The following is a 17,806-nucleotide window of genomic DNA, read 5'->3' as shown; positions in this document are numbered from 1 at the left end:
GTCCCCACCGAATTTCCGATATCGTATACATTACGAGGATCGTCGAGGCAATCGAGTTGCTGACCCATGGCTTCAACGAAAGGTGGAGCGGCTATCAGCACACCTCTGCCGTGCTCACAGGTGGGGGCCCCGAAGGAACGCGTGCGGGATGGCGCCAATAGGCGTCGCCGCGCAGGCGGTGCCTTTTGCCATAGACTTGCTCCAGCGCGTGGGCGAGGGCAGGATCGTATGCGATCAAATCCTTGGCAGACAGGATCCGGTGCCCGTTGATCACCACCAGCTTGTTGGACTCAAACCAAAACTGCGTGCCTTCAGCCCAATATTCCTGGACGGATGTGTCGCCATATTCCCCACGCCAAAGACCCTTCCGGTGAGCATCCTGATAGGCACGAACGACCTCCTGGAAAAGCACGGGGTCAGCGGTTTCCACACCGCGCAGGATCGCGTGTGAGAATTCGTGAACGAGGATATTCTCGCCGTAATAGCGGGTCTGCGGGGTGGCCAGCAAGTTTTCCGCTGCACCGCTCGTCAACAAGCCGCCCATGCCGCGGGCCCGGCTGTTCCAATAGTCACGGTCGCTAAGGCGACCGATGCGTTCGTCATAATGCTTGCGCTCGCATACGGTGAGCCGCGGATCATCCCGGGTCGGCTTCTTCCAATGGCTTTGTTCCGGCAAATCTACCGTGCCTTCGTTTGGCGCCATGACGACGACGCGCTGCCCCTTTGTGACAAGTTCCCTCCGCAGATCCGGGCGCTTCTTGAGCATTCCATCCACGATCCGCCAGGCGCGGGTCAGCGCTTCGTCCGGAACGATGGCCGATCCGCTGATCGGGATGCCTTCCGCATCCAGCGATTTGGCATAAAAGGGTGCAAGCCCCGGCGGCGGAGCACCGATTGGTGGCGGTGGTGGCGCGCAACCGGCCGTTCCAAGCAGCATAGCAAAAACCAGGGATGGGAACGTGCGGCTCATGGAAAGGGGTTCTCCAGTGAGGATTGTGGCGGCGTGAACCATCGTGCGCCGTCGGTAATGACGTGAAAATGATCCTCGAGCCGCACGCCGAAGCGATCGGGCACGACGATCATGGGTTCACTCGAGAAGCACATCCCCAGTGCGAGCGGGGTGGCATCACCGCGGACCAGATAGGGTGGTTCGTGGATGGACAGGCCGATACCATGGCCGGTGCGATGCGGCAGGCCGGGCAGAGAATAACCGGGCCCCAGTCCCGCACGCACCAGCACGTCGCGCGCGGCAGCGTCGATCGCGGCGCAGGGCACGCCTGGTCGTACTGCCGCGAATGCCGCCGCTTGTGCCGCCTGCTCGACCTCCCAGATCGTGTGCACCGCCTCGTCCACCTTGCCGAAGGCATAGGTACGGGTAATGTCGGAATGATAGCCATCGACGACACAGCCGGTGTCGACCAGCACCAGCTCATCTGCGGCCAATTGCTGATCACCGGGCAGACCGTGCGGGAAGGCGGTGGCGCGTCCGAACTGGACCGCGCAAAAGGTAGATCCGGGAGCGCCGAGCGCGCGATGCGCATCGTCGATGAACCGGCGCACCGTGCTGGCGCGGATGCCGGGCGTGAGGATGCGCGCGGCGCGTCGCTGAACCTCCAGCGTCATGGCCTTGGCTTGCGTCATCAGTGCAAGCTCTGCCGCGGACTTGCGTGCGCGCAGGCCATCGATCAACGGCGCCGCATTCACCGTGCGACGCTGATTGGCGATTGTAGATCCCCAAGCGAAGGGCAACAGCGGATCGACTGCGAGGACCGCAGCAGGCGGCAGTGCGCCGATCACCAGCGCGAGTGGATCATCGTCTTCCTCCCAGCTCACCACATCCATCGGCAGCTGCAGACTGGCGACAAGCGAGCCGAGCTCGAAATGCGGGCAGACGATCAGCGGCGAACCGTTGCAGGGCAGCAGCAAGGCGACCAGCCGCTCGGTGGGCGACCACGGAATGCCCGTGAAGTACCGCAGGCTGGGTCCGGCGTGGACCAGCAGTGCATCGGCGCCGATCGCGTCCAACCGGTCACGCGCCGCTGCGATGCGCGCGGCGCGTTCCGCCGCGGCGATAGGGGCCGCCGGTGTTTCCCAGGGATGCATGGTGGCCAGTTCGTGCTCAGCTTGCGAACCGCCGATCATCGCCTCATGCTCCGGTCGAACCGTGCGAGGTCGAAAGGGGTAAGATCAAAGGACGGCGGTGCTGCCGCACGCTTCTGGCTCATCAGGGTCGTCATCCGTTCAGCCGTGACCGCTGCCAGCGTCAGTCCGAGATGCTGGTGGCCGAAGGCGTAGAAGAGGTTCTTCGCGCGTTGCGAACTGCCGAGTGCCGGTAAATAATCGGGCAGCGTCGGGCGGGCACCCATCCAGCGGGTGAACGGAGGCGTCATCGGCAGCCGAAGCGCGCGCACATGCTCCTCCAGCCGCGCCCACTTGCGCGGATCGGGCGGCGCATCGGCCGCGGCGAGCTCGACGAAACTCGATGCCTGTACGCAATCGGCGAAGCGCGTGACGATCATCGAGCGATCTTCGAACACGACTGGCGGCGCGTCTCTCGGCCAATCGTCGGCGGCAGCGCGGATGTGATAGCCGCGTTCGGCGATCAGCGGCACGCGGTGCCCGAGCGGGCGGAGCAGCGTGCTGCTGTCGATGCCGGCGGTGATGAGGATATCATCTGCATCGTGGCCATCGACGGCGGCGAGTGCTCCTCGTGTGGCCAAGACCGCCCGCTCGGTGAGGATGATCCCGCCGAGCGCGACCAGACGGCGGCGCAGCGCGCATGCAAGCGCGTCGAGATCGTCGATATGGCCGCTGCCGGTGAAGCGGGCGGACCGGGTGGCGAACACGTCTTCACCAGTCAGCGTCTCCAACAGCATACGATCCTGCATCGTCGGTTTGACGAAACAGGCGGTGCCGGTATCCGCCCGCGTCCAGGCGGTGTGGCCGCGATCGGCCGAGGCTGCGGTGTCCCAGTGGATCACGTGCCCGTCCTGCCGGACCAGATTCTCTGTGTCGAGAAGCGCAGCCAGCCGCTGCCATGCCGGCATCGCCTCGGCGAGCAGATCCCGCAATGCGGCTTGGCCGGCCCGAAAACGTGCCGGGCGCGCCGCTGCGACGAACCGCAGCGCAAAAGGCAGCCAGGTGCCGAGCTGACGCAGCGGCAGGTCGAGAGGCCCGCCCAGCAGCCTGTGGCGGCGTGGCAGCGCGCGCAGATTGGCCAGCGACGCAAGCGGTGCGACCTGTTCCACCGCGATGTGCCCGGCGTTGTTCCATGATGGCGCCGATGATCCGCCGTCCGCCTCCATCAGCGTGACCTGCCGCCCGGCCTGGGCAAGCCGCACCGCACAGGACAGGCCGATTACGCCTCCGCCAATGACGATCGTCCTCACTGGCCGTCCCGCATCCTGCATGTCCCCCCGCGTCACCCTCCCACTCACGCCGTATCGATACTCGCGACGGCACTCCCGTCCGATCGCATCCCGGCATCATTCCTCGTCTGGATAAGGTCCTCTGCCGCCCTCGGCGATCAGCCGATCGGAACGTCGTAGGATCTCCGACACCGGCACCGATCCCAGTTCCAGCATTGCATCGTGGAACGCGCGGATGTTGAAGCGCGCGCGCAATGCCCGCTCCGCTCGCGTCCGTGCGGACTGGAAGGCGAGTTCGCCGGTGTAATAGCTTAGCGCCTGCCCTGGCCAAGCGATGTAACGGTCGACCTCCGTTTCGATCTCATGGTCGGGCAGCGCAGTGTTGCCGCGCAAATAGGCTTGTGCGCGCGCTCGGCTCCAGCCCAGTGTGTGGATACCGGTGTCCACCACCAGCCGCGATGCCCGCCATGCCTGATAGGAGAGCATGCCGAACAGCTCGTACGGCGTACCGTACATCCCCATCTCTTCCCCCAGCGCTTCGCAATAAAGCGCCCATCCTTCGCCGTAGACGGACAGGTATGTGTTGCGGCGGAACGGCGGTAACTCGTTGTTCTCGGCAGCAAGCGGCATCTGGAAGGCATGGCCCGGAGCGGTTTCGTGCAACGTCAGCGCGGCCAGCGAATAAAGCGGGCGGGAGGGGAGGGCTTGGGTGTTTACTAGGTAGATTCCGGGACCGCCTCGGCCGGCGGTGTAGAATGGGGCGAGTTCGGGCGGTACCGGCCGGATCGCGAAGCGCGCGCGGGGCAGGTGGCCGAACCAGGTCGCCGCCTTGCCATCGAAGGTCTTGGCGATCCATGCGGCGCGATCGAGCAGGTCCTGCGGCGTCCGGGCGTAGAAGCGCGGATCGGTGCGCAGGAACGCGAGGAAGGCGGGCAGATCGCCGGCAAAGCCGGTGTCGCGCATCACCGCCTCCATCCGGCCGCGGATCCGGGCCACCTCCGCCAGCCCGATGGCGTGGATCTGTTCGGCCGTCCTGTCCTCGGTCGTGAACGCCCGGATCTTGGACCGGTAATAGGCCCGCCCATCGGGCAGGTCGGCGGCGGCGATCGTCCGGCGCGCACCGGGGATATAGGTATCGCGCAGGAAGGCGAGCAGCCGCCGGTGCGCCGGCACGACGCCATCGCGGATCAGCGCGCGGGCCTGCTGCCGCAACGCATCGCACACCGCCGGGGGCATCGCTGCAGGAAAGCGCTTGAACGGAGCGTAGAATGGCGAGGCATCGCCGTCGCCCGCCGCCACCACCTGTGCGACGCCGATGTCGCGGCCGGCGAGCGTCACCTGCGCCGGCGTGAAGCCGCGGGCCAGCCCGGCGCGCATGTTGGCGATGTTCTGATCGAAGTAGCGCGGCAGGTCGCGCAGCATGGCGAGGTAAGAGCGATAATCGCCTTCGCGGACGAAACGGCCGCGCGCCAGCTCCGCCACGTCGCCCCAGAAGCTGGTGTCGGACGTCAGCGGCATCTCATAGTCGCGGAAGCGCTGTTCATCGAGCAGGGCGGCGATCTGGGCGCGATAGACGGCATAGTTCACCTGGCTCGCGCGCGAGAGGTCGGCGGGACGGATCGCGTCGAGCGCGGCGAGCGTCCGCGCCCAGCGCGCCCGCTTGGCCGCCTGCATGGCGGCACCGACGTCGGGCAGGCCCGCCTCCGGCCGCTTGCTATCCTCCTCCGGCGCCTGCACGCGCTGCCGCCAGGCATATTCGGCGGTGTAGAGCGCGGTCAGGCGCGCATCGGCCCGCGCGCTCGCCGATCGCGCGGAAGGGAGGGCACGCGCAGGCGCGGACCCGGCGACCACGGCGGTCAGGCAGACGAGGATGCGGAACGTGGACATGCCTCAGCCGCCGATGCGCAGGATATCGGCGTGGAGCGCCGCCGGGATCACCACGCCGTCGCGCAGGCTGCGCGCCCGCGCGGCATGGCGCCGTGCGGAAGGCAACCGCGCGCCCTGCCGCGCGATGCCGTCGAACACCGCCTCGGCCCGGCGCAGATGCACCGCCGCCGCCGCGCCCAGGAAACCCGCCGGATCGATCGCGACGATCAACTCGCCACCGAGCGGCGAGCCACCGCGGCCGCCATCGCGCGCCAGCGATTCCGCGCTGGTGAGATCGCCGATCAGCGGGCCGGCGAGCAGTTCCACCATGGTCGCCAAGGCTGACCCCTTGTGGCCACCGAAGGTCCGCATCGCACCGTCGAGTATCGCCGCAGCATCCGTGGTCGCGCACCCGCTCGCGTCATAGCCCCAATCGTCGGGCACCGGCGTGCCCGCGCGGCGGTGCAACTCGATCTCGCCGCGGGCAACGGCGCTGGTCGCGAAGTCGAAGACGAAGGGGGGACCGTCCGGACGCGGCCAGCCGAAGGCGATCGGATTGGTGCCGAACACCGGTCGCGTGCCACCTGCGGGGGCGACCCATGCATGGCTGGGCGTCATCGCCAGCGCGACGAGGCCGTGCGCCGCCACCGCCTCCACCTCCGGCCACAGCGCCGCGAAATGGACGACATCGGTCAGCGCCAGCGCGGCGATGCCGTGGGCGCGCGCCTTGTCGACAAGATGCGGTAGCCCGCGGGCGAAGGCGAGTTGTGCAAAGCCGCCGCCGCCATCCACCCGCACCAGTGCGGGCGCGGGATCGCTCACCACCGGTCGGGCATCCACCGCCACCGTGCCGGCACGGATGCTGGCGGCGGCGACCAGCAGGCGATAGATGCCGTGGCTGGCACATCCGTCGCGCTCGCCGGCGACCATCGTGTCGGCGACCGCATCGGCATGCGCCGGCGCCAGTCCGACCAGCCGCAGCGTGGTGAAGGCGAGCGCGCGAACCTCGTCCAGTGTCAGGCGTACGCCCGGCGCGTCGTTCACGCGACGGAACCGGGCTTGGCGGCATACATCCGCACGCCGAAGACCGGGCCGGCGGTGTTGTTGTTATGGGGCAGGAAGCGGACGCGGACGCTCGATTTGCCGCGCGTCAGAGCCTCCGGCAGCGGATAGTCGACGGAGAAGAACTGCCCCGGCTTGTTCTGGTCGAGGTGCTGCGTGCCGACCTTCACGTTGTCGACCAGAATGTCGAAATCGCGGGCGCGCTCGCCACCCCAATAGGTCGCCTGCAGGATCATCTGGCCAGGCTTCACCGCCATGTCGAACTGCATGTAGCCGCCCGAGCGCGCCTCGCGCCCCTGGCGCCCGCGATAGGATACCGGCCAGGACGTCTCGCTGGTCAGATGGTGGTCGCGCTCCGGCTGCATTTCGCCCAGGTGCATGACGTCCACCGATCGCGCGGCGATGTCGCGCATCTGCTCCTGTTCGGCATTGTAGGCCGCCTCCTGCGCCGCCCAGTCGGCATCGCTGAAATGTTTGAAATAGACGGCGCTGCGCCGCCGATACTGGCGATAGAAGGGCACGAAATCGAGGTTCTGCGGCCGCACCACGCCGTTGGTGGCATAGGTGGCGGTGGCGGCATCGCGGGGGCTGAATCCGGCGAGCACCGTCGCGCCGACCAGCGCCGGGTCGGCACGATCCCATCGCTGATCCGCGCCGCCCAGATCGGCGGCCATCACCAGCGGCCCGCGCAGCACGGAGATCGTCTCCTTGTCGCCCGGCGCGCCTTCCACGCGAAGGTCGAGCGGCAGGCTGATGGCGACGCGATCGCCCTTACGCCATGTGCGGTCGACGATCGCATAGCCATTGGCGACCTGCGGCGTCACGGTTGCATCGTTGACGGTGACGGTCGCCCGGCCCGCGGCCCATCCCGGCACGCGCAACGCGACCGGGAACCGCCCGCCGCGCACCGCATCGAACGTGAGGGTGGACGTGGGCGTATAAGGATAGCCGGTGTCCAGGCGCAGCGCAGCGCGGCGCGCATCCCAGCGGGCATCGGCGGGGATGTAGAGGTTGACGAACAGCGTGCCGTCATCGCCCTGTGCGAAGATCGCCTCGCCATGCTTGGCATGCGCCTCCATTCCCGTGCCGACGCAGCACCAGAAGGCATCGTCGTTGACCGTAGAGAAATTGCGCAGCGTGCCGCTGAGCAGGGGCGTCATGTAGGTGAAGCCGCCGGTCGCCGGATCCTGCGCCGCCATGGTGTGGTTGAGCAAGGCGCGTTCGTAATAGTCGAACAGGGCGCCGTCGGGCTGCCAGGACCACAGATGCCGGGTCAGCTTCAGCATGTTGTAGGTGTTGCAATGTTCGCACGTCTGTTCGCTGATATGGGCGGCGATCGTGTCGGGTGCGGAGAAATATTCGCGATCGGCATTGCCGCCGATGACGTAGCTGTGATCGCGGGTGACGGCATCCCAGAAGAAGCGGGCCGCGGTCGCCTTGGGCGCATCGCCGCCGCGCTTGACCTCGTTGATCCGGGCGAGGCCGATCAGCTTTGGCACCTGCGTATTGGCGTGGAAATTGGCGAGCTTGTCCTGCTGCCGCTCCAGCGGGTCGAGCACGCGATTGTCGTAGATGAGGTCCGCCATGCGCAGCCAGCGGGCGTTGCCGGTCCGCGCGTACATGTCGGCATAACTATCGTTGAGGCCACCATATTCGCAGTGCAGCACTGTCTGCACCTGTTCCGGCGTCAGCGCGGCGAACATGCGTTCGAAATAGCTGCCGAGGCCCTCGACGACCTTCAGCGCCTTGGGATTGCGCCATGCGGCGTGCACGTCGAGCAGGCCGGCGAAGGTCTTGTGGATGTTGTAGAGCGGCGACCAGGAGCCGTTGAGGTCGAAGCCGCCCGACTTGATCTCGCCCTTCATGATCTCGGGGAAGATCGGCTCGCCATCCACGATCTTGCCATCGGGCAGCTTGCGCCCGAGCGCGCCGACATAGCCGGTGCCGCGCTTTGCCTGCACCTCGGCAAGCTCGTCGACGATATAGTCGGCGCGGCGGCGCATCTCGGGATCGCCGGTCTGTTCGTACATCAGCGCGAGCGCGCTGAGATAATGGCCCAGGCAATGGCCGGCGATCGTATCGCTCTCCCACCCGCCATAGATCGGCGCCTTCGGCTCCAGGCCGGCATATTTGCGGAAATTGTGCAGGAAGCGATCGGGGCTGAGCCGGTAGAGATAGGCGCGGTTGCGCTCCACCGCCGTCGCGAATTCCGAGGGGCGCAGGCGCACGGCGGCGAGCGGCAGCGCCGTGGCACGGATCGATTTGCCGGCCCCGGCGGCCGGTGCCGCCCTGGCGATCGTGGCCGATACGACGGCAGAGGCGCACACCCCCGCCAGCAAGTCCCTACGCGCAAGCAACACGACGCTCTCCTGATATGCGATATATTCGTAGATTCCGGGTGAATAGCGCTAATGTCTCCATCCACCGGTGAATCGTCTACCTCCTATTTATACGTATCATTACGAGGTGGAGTCGTTTAACCGATTGCTTTTAATATCATGATCCATTTGCGAACGTAGGCGCAGCGCTGGCCGAATGATCGTGCTGCCGTGCTTCGACACCGATCAGGCAAGCGTACGGGACACGGCGCCTGCATCGGACGACCATCTTCATGAAGGGCCTAGCGGGTCGCGATGGTGACCTCCGTCGGCTGTGATGACAGCGGGATGGTGTAGCCGCCGCGTTCGCGCTTGCCCCGCGACACCGCCAGCGTTTGCGCATCGCCACCCGTCCGCTCGGCGAACAGGCGGGCGTCCGGTGTCGTAGCGGTCGCCGGATCGAGCCGCAGCGTGATGCGGCCGCTCGCCGGGGCGTAGCTGGCCGAGGCGATCTTGCCCGCCTCCAGCGTGATCCACACGCGGGCCGGGGCGATGAACAGGCGCGAGCGCGCACCGTCCCTGGGCGCGATCGATACGGTGGCGCCGCGCGCCACCGCTTCGCCGCCGAAGCCGACCCAGCCGAACGTCGGATGGTTCACCAGATAGGTGCCTGCGCCCATCGCATGGCCGTAGAAGCCCATGCCGTAATCGCCCGAATACGGATCCCAGGCCATCACGTCCGGCCAGCTGTGGAACGCCGCGGACGAGAAGCCCTTCCGATCGATATTGGTGATGCCGCCCATCATGCCCCCATAGCCGACGCGCAGCAGGTGGAGATCGGACGGATCGGCACGGAACGCATCGAGCAGGGGCACGGCGTTGAGCGTCGAGCCATAATGATGGATCTGCCGTTCGATGCGGGGGTATTTGCCGCCGTAGAGGAAATCCCAATAGCGCCGGGCGTTGCCGTTATATCCCCAGCTGGGCATCGTCGGATCATAGCCCAGGATCACCTCGCGCGTGATGTCCGCCTGCGGCTGGTAGCCGAAATAGCGCATCCAGGCGTACACCTCGGCCTGGCCGGTCGAATCCCACGCCATTTCCGACCCGAAGGGATATTTCAGCGTCCGCCAATGGTCGGCGCGGCGCTTCATCAGCCGCTCCATCTCGGCGGCCTGCTGCGTCATCCCCTCGCGTTGCAGGTCCTTCAGGATATCGACGTAGACGTCGCCCTCCATCAGGCCGAATTCGGTATATTGCGGCGCATCGCGCATCATCGCGACCGCGGTCTGGTAGGCGTGATCCAGATACCAGCGCCAGTCGTGATGGGTGACGAGCCCCGGATGATTGCGCGCGGTGCGATAGAGCACCCAATGCCCGATCGCGACATGGGGATAATTATAGGCGCGGCCGAGATCCGCCGCCTGTTTCTCGTTCCACGACGTCCAGGTTTTCCACTTGTCGGCCGGAAAAGCATCGTAAGCGCCCGGGAACTTGGCCGGCGCATAATAGAACAGGCTCTTCTTGACGCCGCCGGCGTGGGGACCATCCTTCACCTGAAGATTGCCGACGACGCTGCCGTCGATCACCCGTTCCAGCTTCGCGACCTCCGCCGGCGTGGGATTGTCGAGCTGTTTCATCGCTGCCGCGACCCAGCTGCCCGCGCCGCCTTCGTCGCTCATCCCCGCGATCCATACGCGCGGTTCGACGTCGACGATCTTCTTCGCCTCGTTGTCGTAGGTGAGGATCGCCGGCGTGCGGCCGAACGGATCGCCCTTGCCCTCGAACCATTGCGCCGTGGTGGAAAACCGGCCGAGATCGGCCATCGTCTGTTCGAGCGGCTTGGTGATGAAATAGCTGACGGTCTGTCGATCGCCATTGGCATAGCGCAGGGTGAGGCGCGCCTGGCCGAAGCCATGCGAGCGGATCGACAGCTTCGTCCAGCCCTTGACCGTGCCGGCGCGCGTCGCGGTGAGCGCCGATGCGGGGGAACTCTCGATCCCGGTGATCGCGCTCGGCGCCTTGACGAACAGCGAGGCGACCTGATCGGTGGGCACGACATAGCCCGGAAGCCCGACCGCGACCGGGCGCCCGTCGGCGATCAGTGTCGATTCGATCGCACGGATGCTCGGCGCCTCGAACAGGCGGACGCCGACCTCCATCGTCTGGCCGGGGGCGAGGGTACGGCTGGTGGGCACGTTCCACTGTTCCCCCGCCTTGCTCCATTCGCGGTCCGCGAACCCGGCCGAATGGACGGTCCAGTCGTAGAACCCCTCGGAGGTCTGGCCGCGCGGACTCTTGTCGGTAAAGATCGCGCCGGGCGCCGCCTCGCCCGGATTCTTGAGCGGGACATAGGCTTCGAGCGGGCTCTTGCCCGCGGGGACGACCAGCAGGGCAGAGCGCGTGCCGCTGAGCCGCGTCACCTGCAGATAGCCGGCATCGCGGCCGATATAGGGATCGATGAAGCTGGCCTGGGCGTGCGCCTGGTCGAGGTTGCGGCCCGAAATGATGTTGTCGAACACCATCGGCATGCCGAGCGCGCCGATCTCCACCGGCACCGAAGAGGTGTTGGTGAGGGCGAAGCGCAGGCCGAGTGCGCCGCGATCGTCCACCCAGCGCCGCACCACCTTCAGCGGTATGCCCTTGCCCATGCTGGCGGTGATGTCCGCCGCGGCAAGCGTCCGCCCGCCGCCGGCCAGCGGCACGATCGGCGCGCGGATGTGCTGCGAGGCGAAGTCCTGCCAGGCACCGGGAGCGGTACCGGGGGCGGCAGCGGCGGTGCGGAGCCGCAGGTGGAGATCGCCGATGTGGTTGTAGCCGTCGCCGCTCCGCTCGACTTCGCGCCATGTCGGAACGAAGCTGAACTGCGGTTCGCCGGCGGGCGACAGCTTGGCCAGCGTCTGGGTGTCGCGGCGCAGGGCCGCGCGCAGCTTGCCCGCGGTGACGTCGATCGTCGGGATCGTCGCCAGATCCGGTGCGGTGGAGGGTGGCTTGGCGCGCGTCTGCGCATCCGGCGCGAGCGGCAGGGCGGCCAGCGCCGCCGCCGAGGCCAGCATGACGAGGCGGGGGCGCGACGCCGCGGTACGCCGCAGCCTGTCGGGGCGAGCGGCGGTGGTCGGCGGGGCGGGGCGGTGCCGGGCCGGCGGCGCGAAGCGGGAGAAGATCATGGTTTGACGATCATATAATATACGATATGTGTCAAGGCGGCCGGGCCGGGGGGTAACCGGCCATCGCAATGTCGTCTTCGGCGCGGTGCTCGGCACGGGGCGGCTCCCTGACCGGGCCGCGCCGAAGACGGTAGCGATGCCGTTCAGGGGGAGGGAACCGTCATTCATAGCCGCGCGCGCATCGATGGCATGGAGGTGCGGCACGACCGGCGCCGGGCCTTGCTGTTCCTGGCGTTCACCGAGGCGTGGGAGCGGTTTTCCTATTACGGGATGAGCGCGGTGCTGGTGCTCTACATGAACCAGGCGCTGTTCCAGCCCGGTCGGATCGGCGATGTCGCGGGGCTAGGCGTCGTCCGCGGCTGGCTGGAGGCGCTGTACGGCCCGCTGTCGCCGCTGGCGCTCGCCTCGCAGGTCTATGGGCTGTACGCCGGCCTGATCTATTTCACCCCCGTGTTGGGCGGGCTGGTCGCGGATCGCTGGACCGGGCGGCGCCCCGCGGTGCTGGCGGGCGCGACGCTGATGAGCGGCGGCCACATCGCCATGGCGTTCGACGGCACGTTCCTGCTGGCGCTGCTGCTGCTGATCGTCGGCTGCGGCCTGTTGAAAGGCAATATCTCGACGCAGGTCGGCGCCCTGTACCCGCGCGACGACGCGGCGGGGCGGACGCAGGGGTTCGCGATCTTTTCCATGGCGATCAACGCGGGCGCGGTGCTGGGGCCGCTGCTGATCGCGTGGCTGGCCGATCGCTTCGGCTGGCATTGGGGCTTTGCCACCGCGGGCGCGATGATGCTGTGCGGCCTTGCCACCTATCTCGCCGGCTATCGTCACCTGCCGCCCGATCCGCCACGCGCGGTGCGGCTGGGGCCGGTGACGGCGGGTGACTGGCGCACCGTCGGCGTGCTGGTCGCCGTGATCGCGATCACCGTGTTCCAGTCGGTCGCCTATCTGCAGAACGGCAACATCGGCCTCGTCTGGATCGCCGGCCACGTCGACCTCGACCTTGGCGGGTTTCGCGTACCGGTGGGCTGGTTCAGCGCGTGCGACCCGATCGCCAGCATCGCGTTCGTGCCGGTGCTCGCGCTCTGGTGGCGGTGGCGCAAGGGCAGCGAGATGGGGCGGATCGCCACCGGCGCGGCGCTCACCGCGGCCGCGAACCTGGTGCTGCTGGCCGCCGGCAGCGCGCGCGGCGGCGTGTCGATCGGCTGGCCGATCGCCTATGAGGTGCTGCTCGGCATCGCGTTCCTGCATTACTGGCCGACGCTGCTGGCGCTGGTGTCGCGGGGAGCGCCGCCGCGGATCGCGGCGACGATGATCGGCTGCGTGTTCCTCAGCCTGTTCGTCGCCGGGCTGCTGATCGGGGCGCTCGGCAGTGCCTATGAACGCTGGGGGGCGCCGACCTTCTGGGCGGTGAACGCCGGGATCGCCGCGGCCGGTTGGCTGCTGGCGGTCGCCGCGGCGCGGCCGATCACGCGGCTGCTGGCCGCGGCGGAGCCGGCGGGGTGAGGGCGGCATCTGGTGCTGGGCATCGCGGCTACAGCGTCGAGCTTTGACCCTGATCCGTTTGGCCCAAGCCCTTCGACGGGCTCAGGGCAACGGAGAACAGGGTGAATCGCGTTGACCACTCGATGCGCTACACGCCGAGGCGTTTGGCGGCGCGGTGGGTCAGGAAGGCGAGGCCGGCGGTCGCGACGCCGATGAACGCCAGCTTGTGGCGATCGGTGAAGAACTGGATGCTGTGGCGGCGCGACGTGTCGTCGAAGCGGCCGTGGGCGCCGTAATCGCCGGGGACCGGATCGAACAGGTTGGAAGGCGCGTCGGCAGGCCTGGGATCGTCGGTCAACTGCCCGGAATAGCCCGCCTTCGCCAGATAGCGGTCGGCGAGGCCCGGGGCGATGCGGGTCGCGAGGATCGCCTTGATGCTAGAGAAGCCGAGCCACAGTTCGCGGCGCTTGTGGGTGGCGGCGAAATAGATCGCGCGGGCGGGCACTTCGGGTTCGTAGATCGGCGCGACCGGCCTTGCCTTGCGCCCCATCTTGTTGAGCGCCCAGTCGAATTGCGGGGTGTTGACCGCAGGCAGATCGACCACGGTCAGGTGGACGTCGATCTTGTCGTGGATGATCTCCGACCGGAGGGAATCGGTGAAGCCGCGGATGGCGGCCTTGGCACCGCAATAGACCGATTGCAGCGGCACCGATCGATAGGCGAGCGCCGAGCCGACGTTGACGATCGTGCCGCGGCGCGTGCGCATCCGCTTGAGCGCGCTCATCATCCCGTGGACCTGACCCAAATAGGTGACCTTGGTGCCGCGCTCCACCTCGTCCGCGGTCAGTTCGGACACCGGCGAGAAGACGGTCGCCATGGCGACATTCACCCACACGTCGATCGGGCCGAGTTCGCGCTCGGTCCGATCGGCCGCCGCCTCGACCGCCGCGGCATCGGCGACGTCGGTCGGGATCGGCAACGCCCGCACGCCGTGGCGACGCAGTTCCGCCGCCGCGCGATCCAGGCGGCCGGGGTCGCGCGACAACAAGGCGACGTCATAGCCTTCGCTGGCGAATTTCTCGGCGGTGGCCCGGCCCACTCCTGCACCGGCTCCGGTGACGACGACGACTTTGCCCATGTTATACTCCTGATGGATTCCGTGATCGAGATTTCGACGGCCTAGGCGGCGCCGCGCTGCACCACCGGACGCGACAGGAACAGGCCGGTGTTGACGACGCCGAGATGGGTCAGCGCCTGCGGCAGGTTGCCGATCAGGCGGCGCGTCGGCACGTGGAATTCCTCGCTGAGCAGGCCGACGTCGTTGGAGAGGCCGATCACCCGGTCGAGCATGGTCGCCGCCTCGTCCCGCCGGCCCTGCATCGCCATGCAGTCGGCGAGCCAGCAGGAGCAGGCGAGGAATGCGCCCTCGTCATGCCCGTCGCCGCGCGCCGCCTTGCGCCGTACCAGGCCACCGTCCATCAGCTCGCGTTCGACGGCGGCGATCGTGCCGGCGATGCGGGGGTCGTCGGCCGGCAGGAAACCGACCAGCGGCAGGAGCAGCAGCGAGGCGTCGAGCGCGTCGCCATCGTAGCGCTGTACGAAATGCCCGCGGCTTGCGGAATATCCGCGCGCGCAGACGGTGTCGTGGATCTGCCCGCGTAAGGCCCGCATCCGGCCGACCAGTTCGTCGCCCGCCGCGGCGCGCAGCGCGTCGCTTTCCACGAAATGGTTGATGCCGACCCAGGCCATCGCCTGCGAATAGGTGTAGCAGCCCGGATCGCCGCGGCTTTCCCAGATGTCCGCCCCGGGCGTGTCCCAAGCGCCTTCCAGATGCTCGATCAGCGCGATCTCCACCGCCATGTCGCGCGGCGTTCGTTCGACGCCGGCGCGCGCGGCGACGTGGAAGCTGTCGATCAGTTCGCCATAGACGTCGAGCTGCGTCTGGCCGGAGGCGGCGTTGCCGACCAGCACCGGGCGGGCGCCTGCGTGACCGGAGAGCCAGCCGGCCTCATATTCGTCGAGCCGGCGACCACCGTCGATGCGGTACATGATGCGCATGTCGGCGGGATCGCCGGCGATGGCGCGCAGGATCCAGTCGCGCCAGCGCACCGCCTCGTCCCGGAAGCCGGCGTTGAGCAGCGCGGTCAGCGTGAAAGTGGCGTCGCGCAGCCAGCAATAGCGATAGTCCCAGTTCATCGCCCCGCCCGGCACCTCGGGCAGCCCCATCGACGCGGCGGCGACCAGCCCGCCGGTGCGCCGGTCGATCAGCGCCTTCAGCGTCAGCAGCGAGCGGCGCAGCGGGGCCGCCCAGCGATCGGGCGCATCGAAGCGGCCGATCCAGTCGGTCCAGGCCTTGTCGGTGGCGCGCAGCAGGCGGGTCGCGCCGGGCTTCTTCGGCGGCGCTTCATGCGACGGTGCGTAGGCGAGGGAGAAGGCGTGGCGTTCGCCGCGCTTCACCTGCAGGGTCGCGCGCGCCTGGCCGTCGGCGATGGCGGCGGGGCAGGGGGCGTGGAGCACCAGTTGGTGCGGCCCGGCATCCGCCAGTATCGCATTGTCGGCGGCGTGCATCCACGGCGCCACGCGGCCGTAATCGAACCGCGGACGCAGCAGCGAGGCGACCTCCACCTCGCCGGCAAGCCCCTCGACGATGCGCACGATGATCGGCTCGCCGTCATGCCAGGGCATGAAGTCGGTGACGCGCACCGTGCCGGTGTCGGTCGCGTGATCGGTTTCCAGGATCAGCGTGTCGCCGCGATAGCGACGCTCCACGGTGTGGACGAACCCGGTCGGCGCGATCCGCCAGCAGCCATCGCCGGCGTCGCCCAGCATCGCCGCGAAGCAGGCGTCGCTGTCGAAGCTGGGGAGGCACAGGAAATCGATCGAGCCGTTGCGGGACACGAAGGCGGCGGTGCGGCCGTCGCCGATCACGGCGTAGTCTGCGATCGGCGAGGTCATGCGTCGGGGTTCCCGGGCGAGGCGCGCCGCGCCACGTTGTCGCCATGCGCCGGATCGCTGCGGATCATGCGGTGATCGGTGTCGTCGTGGTGGAGCGTACCGAAGTCGTCATGCAATGCCCCTGCTTTCCTGTTGTCGGCCCTGTTGTCGGCGACCGTTCCATCGCACGCAGAACGCCTCTTGGGCAAAACGGAAGCAAGGTTCGTAAAAAAAGGAGTCGCAGCGCGAAGGCGTGTGTTCAATCCCGGACTTTGATGCATCATCGGCGCAAGCCTGGAGGGATGCACTACTGAGGGTGCTGGCCAGCACCGCGGCATCAACCAGAAGATCGTCGCCAAATGAAAGAAACGCAACGCCGTCAATGATTTGCAGACCGGACCTAAAGACCCGCATTCGACGGTTCTGAGCATTCGGGACGAGGCGGTCATCATCGCCTTCGTCGTCATACACTGCTGCCGCTGGGCGACTGTATTTACGCGCTACAGGCGACGCCCCCGCATCTGACGCGATCGTCGCTGCACCGTTGCCTCCAGCGCCATGATATCAGCCGGCTACCCGAAGTGACCAGCGACAAGGCGCCGAACCGCGAGTTCAAGACCTGCCCGATCGGTTACTTCCACATCGACATCGCCGAGGTTCAGACCGCCGAGGGCAAGCTACGCCTGTTCGTGGCGATCGACCGGACGAGTAGGTTCGCGTTCGTTGCACTGCACCAGAGGCTGGCACGATGATCGCGGCCCGGTTCCCGCGCAACCTGGTCGCAGCGGTGCCTTACACCATCCACACCGTTCACACCGACGATCCCGTCCTGAGCGACTGCCGCAGGCAGGCAGTCGAAGGGAGGGCATCCAGTCCACCAATCGTGCCTGCGACACGTACGCATTCCATCACATCTTCGAATCGCGTCTGTGACCAGAACGGCATCGAGCACCGCCTGACCAAGGTGCAACATCGCTGGACCAACGGACAGGTCGAGCGGGTGAGGACGATCAAGGAAGCCACCGTCAAGCGCTCCCATCACGACAGCCACGACCAACGCCGGCAGCACCTCGGCGACTTCGTCGCCCCCTACGATTTCGGCCGCAGGCTCACGACCCTCGAAGGGCTCACACCCTGCGACGCCATCTGCAAGACAGGGCACAACGAGCCAGCTCGGTTTACATCAAACCCGCACCATCAAACACCTGGGACCGATCGACATTCAATCCTCCCCCGCCAGGGCAGGGCTATCACAGATGGCCAGGACGGCTGCTGGGCTCGGGTGAAGGCGCATGCTATCCCAGTATCCTTCGTCACCCCGGACGTGTTCCGGGGTCCACCGTGCTGCAAAACTAATAGCGTCTTGGTGTGCGGCACGGTGGATGCCGGACCAAGTCCGGCACGACGGAGGATTAAAGAACACCCCTCCGGATCAGACAGCCCATATGCGATAGCCCTCCCCCTGGCGGGGGGATGAAGGAGGGTCCCTCATCTTGGATGTCGATCAGCCCTAGCGCCTCCGCTGCGCACCCGACGGCATGCCATTTCACGCGCCATCCTGTATGACAAACGTATGCGCTCGTTCGCGCCACATGGAGCCGCATCCTCG

The 17,806-nt window shown here is 67.4% G+C and carries 10 protein-coding genes and 1 pseudogene; 2 read left to right on the top strand and 9 right to left on the bottom strand.

Annotated features, from left to right (window positions below; all coding sequences use genetic code 11):
* Positions 1–94: 94 nt before the first annotated feature.
* From ACTZQ5_RS13620 to ACTZQ5_RS13590, 7 genes are all read right to left on the bottom strand, one after another.
* Positions 95–970 carry a glycoside hydrolase gene (locus tag ACTZQ5_RS13620; protein ID WP_443585685.1) on the bottom strand — a complete coding sequence of 292 codons (876 nt, stop codon included), beginning with the start codon at positions 968–970 and terminating at the stop codon, positions 95–97.
* On the bottom strand, positions 967–2,142 hold the full coding sequence (locus ACTZQ5_RS13615) for a M24 family metallopeptidase (protein ID WP_443585684.1): 1,176 nt from the start codon (positions 2,140–2,142) through the stop codon (positions 967–969). The genes ACTZQ5_RS13620 and ACTZQ5_RS13615 overlap by 4 nt, the downstream gene beginning before the upstream one ends.
* Positions 2,139–3,410: an NAD(P)/FAD-dependent oxidoreductase gene (locus ACTZQ5_RS13610; protein WP_443585683.1), complete on the bottom strand. Its 1,272-nt coding sequence runs from the start codon at positions 3,408–3,410 to the stop codon at positions 2,139–2,141. The genes ACTZQ5_RS13615 and ACTZQ5_RS13610 overlap by 4 nt, the downstream gene beginning before the upstream one ends.
* A 75-nt stretch (positions 3,411–3,485) precedes the next feature.
* A complete protein-coding gene (locus tag ACTZQ5_RS13605; RefSeq protein ID WP_443585682.1) occupies positions 3,486–5,255 on the bottom strand; it encodes a DUF885 domain-containing protein in 1,770 nt (589 codons plus the stop codon).
* 3 nt (positions 5,256–5,258) lie between these two features.
* On the bottom strand, positions 5,259–6,278 hold the full coding sequence (locus ACTZQ5_RS13600) for an Ldh family oxidoreductase (RefSeq protein WP_443585681.1): 1,020 nt from the start codon (positions 6,276–6,278) through the stop codon (positions 5,259–5,261).
* Complete coding sequence (locus ACTZQ5_RS13595; protein ID WP_443585680.1) at positions 6,275–8,656, bottom strand: beta-L-arabinofuranosidase domain-containing protein; 2,382 nt, start codon at positions 8,654–8,656, stop codon at positions 6,275–6,277. Before ACTZQ5_RS13595 ends, ACTZQ5_RS13600 begins: the two co-directional genes overlap by 4 nt.
* A gap of 260 nt (positions 8,657–8,916) precedes the next feature.
* Complete coding sequence (locus tag ACTZQ5_RS13590; RefSeq protein WP_443585679.1) at positions 8,917–11,781, bottom strand: DUF5695 domain-containing protein; 2,865 nt, start codon at positions 11,779–11,781, stop codon at positions 8,917–8,919.
* Positions 11,782–11,976: 195 nt separating this feature from the next.
* Here ACTZQ5_RS13590 and ACTZQ5_RS13585 point away from each other — a divergent pair, with 195 nt between their 5' ends.
* Complete coding sequence (locus ACTZQ5_RS13585) at positions 11,977–13,284, top strand: peptide MFS transporter (protein WP_443585678.1); 1,308 nt, start codon at positions 11,977–11,979, stop codon at positions 13,282–13,284.
* Positions 13,285–13,411: 127 nt separating this feature from the next.
* Here ACTZQ5_RS13585 and ACTZQ5_RS13580 read toward each other — a convergent pair whose 3' ends face one another.
* Together ACTZQ5_RS13580 and ACTZQ5_RS13575 are read right to left on the bottom strand one after the other, a co-directional pair.
* Complete coding sequence (locus ACTZQ5_RS13580) at positions 13,412–14,401, bottom strand: SDR family oxidoreductase (RefSeq protein ID WP_443585677.1); 990 nt, start codon at positions 14,399–14,401, stop codon at positions 13,412–13,414.
* A 41-nt stretch (positions 14,402–14,442) separates the two neighbouring features.
* On the bottom strand, positions 14,443–16,218 hold the full coding sequence (locus tag ACTZQ5_RS13575; protein WP_443585676.1) for a glycoside hydrolase family 15 protein: 1,776 nt from the start codon (positions 16,216–16,218) through the stop codon (positions 14,443–14,445).
* Between the two features lie 312 nt (positions 16,219–16,530).
* Here ACTZQ5_RS13575 and ACTZQ5_RS13570 point away from each other — a divergent pair.
* A pseudogene (locus ACTZQ5_RS13570) lies at positions 16,531–17,407 on the top strand (transposase family protein); the annotation flags it as partial.
* Positions 17,408–17,806: the final 399 nt, after the last annotated feature.

Source organism: Sphingomonas cellulosilytica (assembly GCF_052321755.1).
In the GTDB taxonomy this organism is placed as follows: Bacteria; Pseudomonadota; Alphaproteobacteria; order Sphingomonadales; family Sphingomonadaceae; genus Sphingomonas.
Note: the sequence above shows the minus strand (reverse complement) of the source record. Positions and strands in the feature narration are given on the sequence as shown.

What these genes read in the sequence shown, in the direction of transcription:
- ACTZQ5_RS13575 (WP_443585676.1), bottom strand. Translation starts at nt 16,218, where the DNA reads ATGACCTCGCCGATCGCAGACTACGCCGTGATCGGCGACGGCCGCACC.
- ACTZQ5_RS13620 (WP_443585685.1), bottom strand. Translation starts at nt 970, where the DNA reads ATGAGCCGCACGTTCCCATCCCTGGTTTTTGCTATGCTGCTTGGAACG.
- ACTZQ5_RS13615 (WP_443585684.1), bottom strand. Translation starts at nt 2,142, where the DNA reads ATGATCGGCGGTTCGCAAGCTGAGCACGAACTGGCCACCATGCATCCC.
- ACTZQ5_RS13605 (WP_443585682.1), bottom strand. Translation starts at nt 5,255, where the DNA reads ATGTCCACGTTCCGCATCCTCGTCTGCCTGACCGCCGTGGTCGCCGGG.
- ACTZQ5_RS13610 (WP_443585683.1), bottom strand. Translation starts at nt 3,410, where the DNA reads ATGCAGGATGCGGGACGGCCAGTGAGGACGATCGTCATTGGCGGAGGC.
- ACTZQ5_RS13590 (WP_443585679.1), bottom strand. Translation starts at nt 11,781, where the DNA reads ATGATCTTCTCCCGCTTCGCGCCGCCGGCCCGGCACCGCCCCGCCCCG.
- ACTZQ5_RS13580 (WP_443585677.1), bottom strand. Translation starts at nt 14,401, where the DNA reads ATGGGCAAAGTCGTCGTCGTCACCGGAGCCGGTGCAGGAGTGGGCCGG.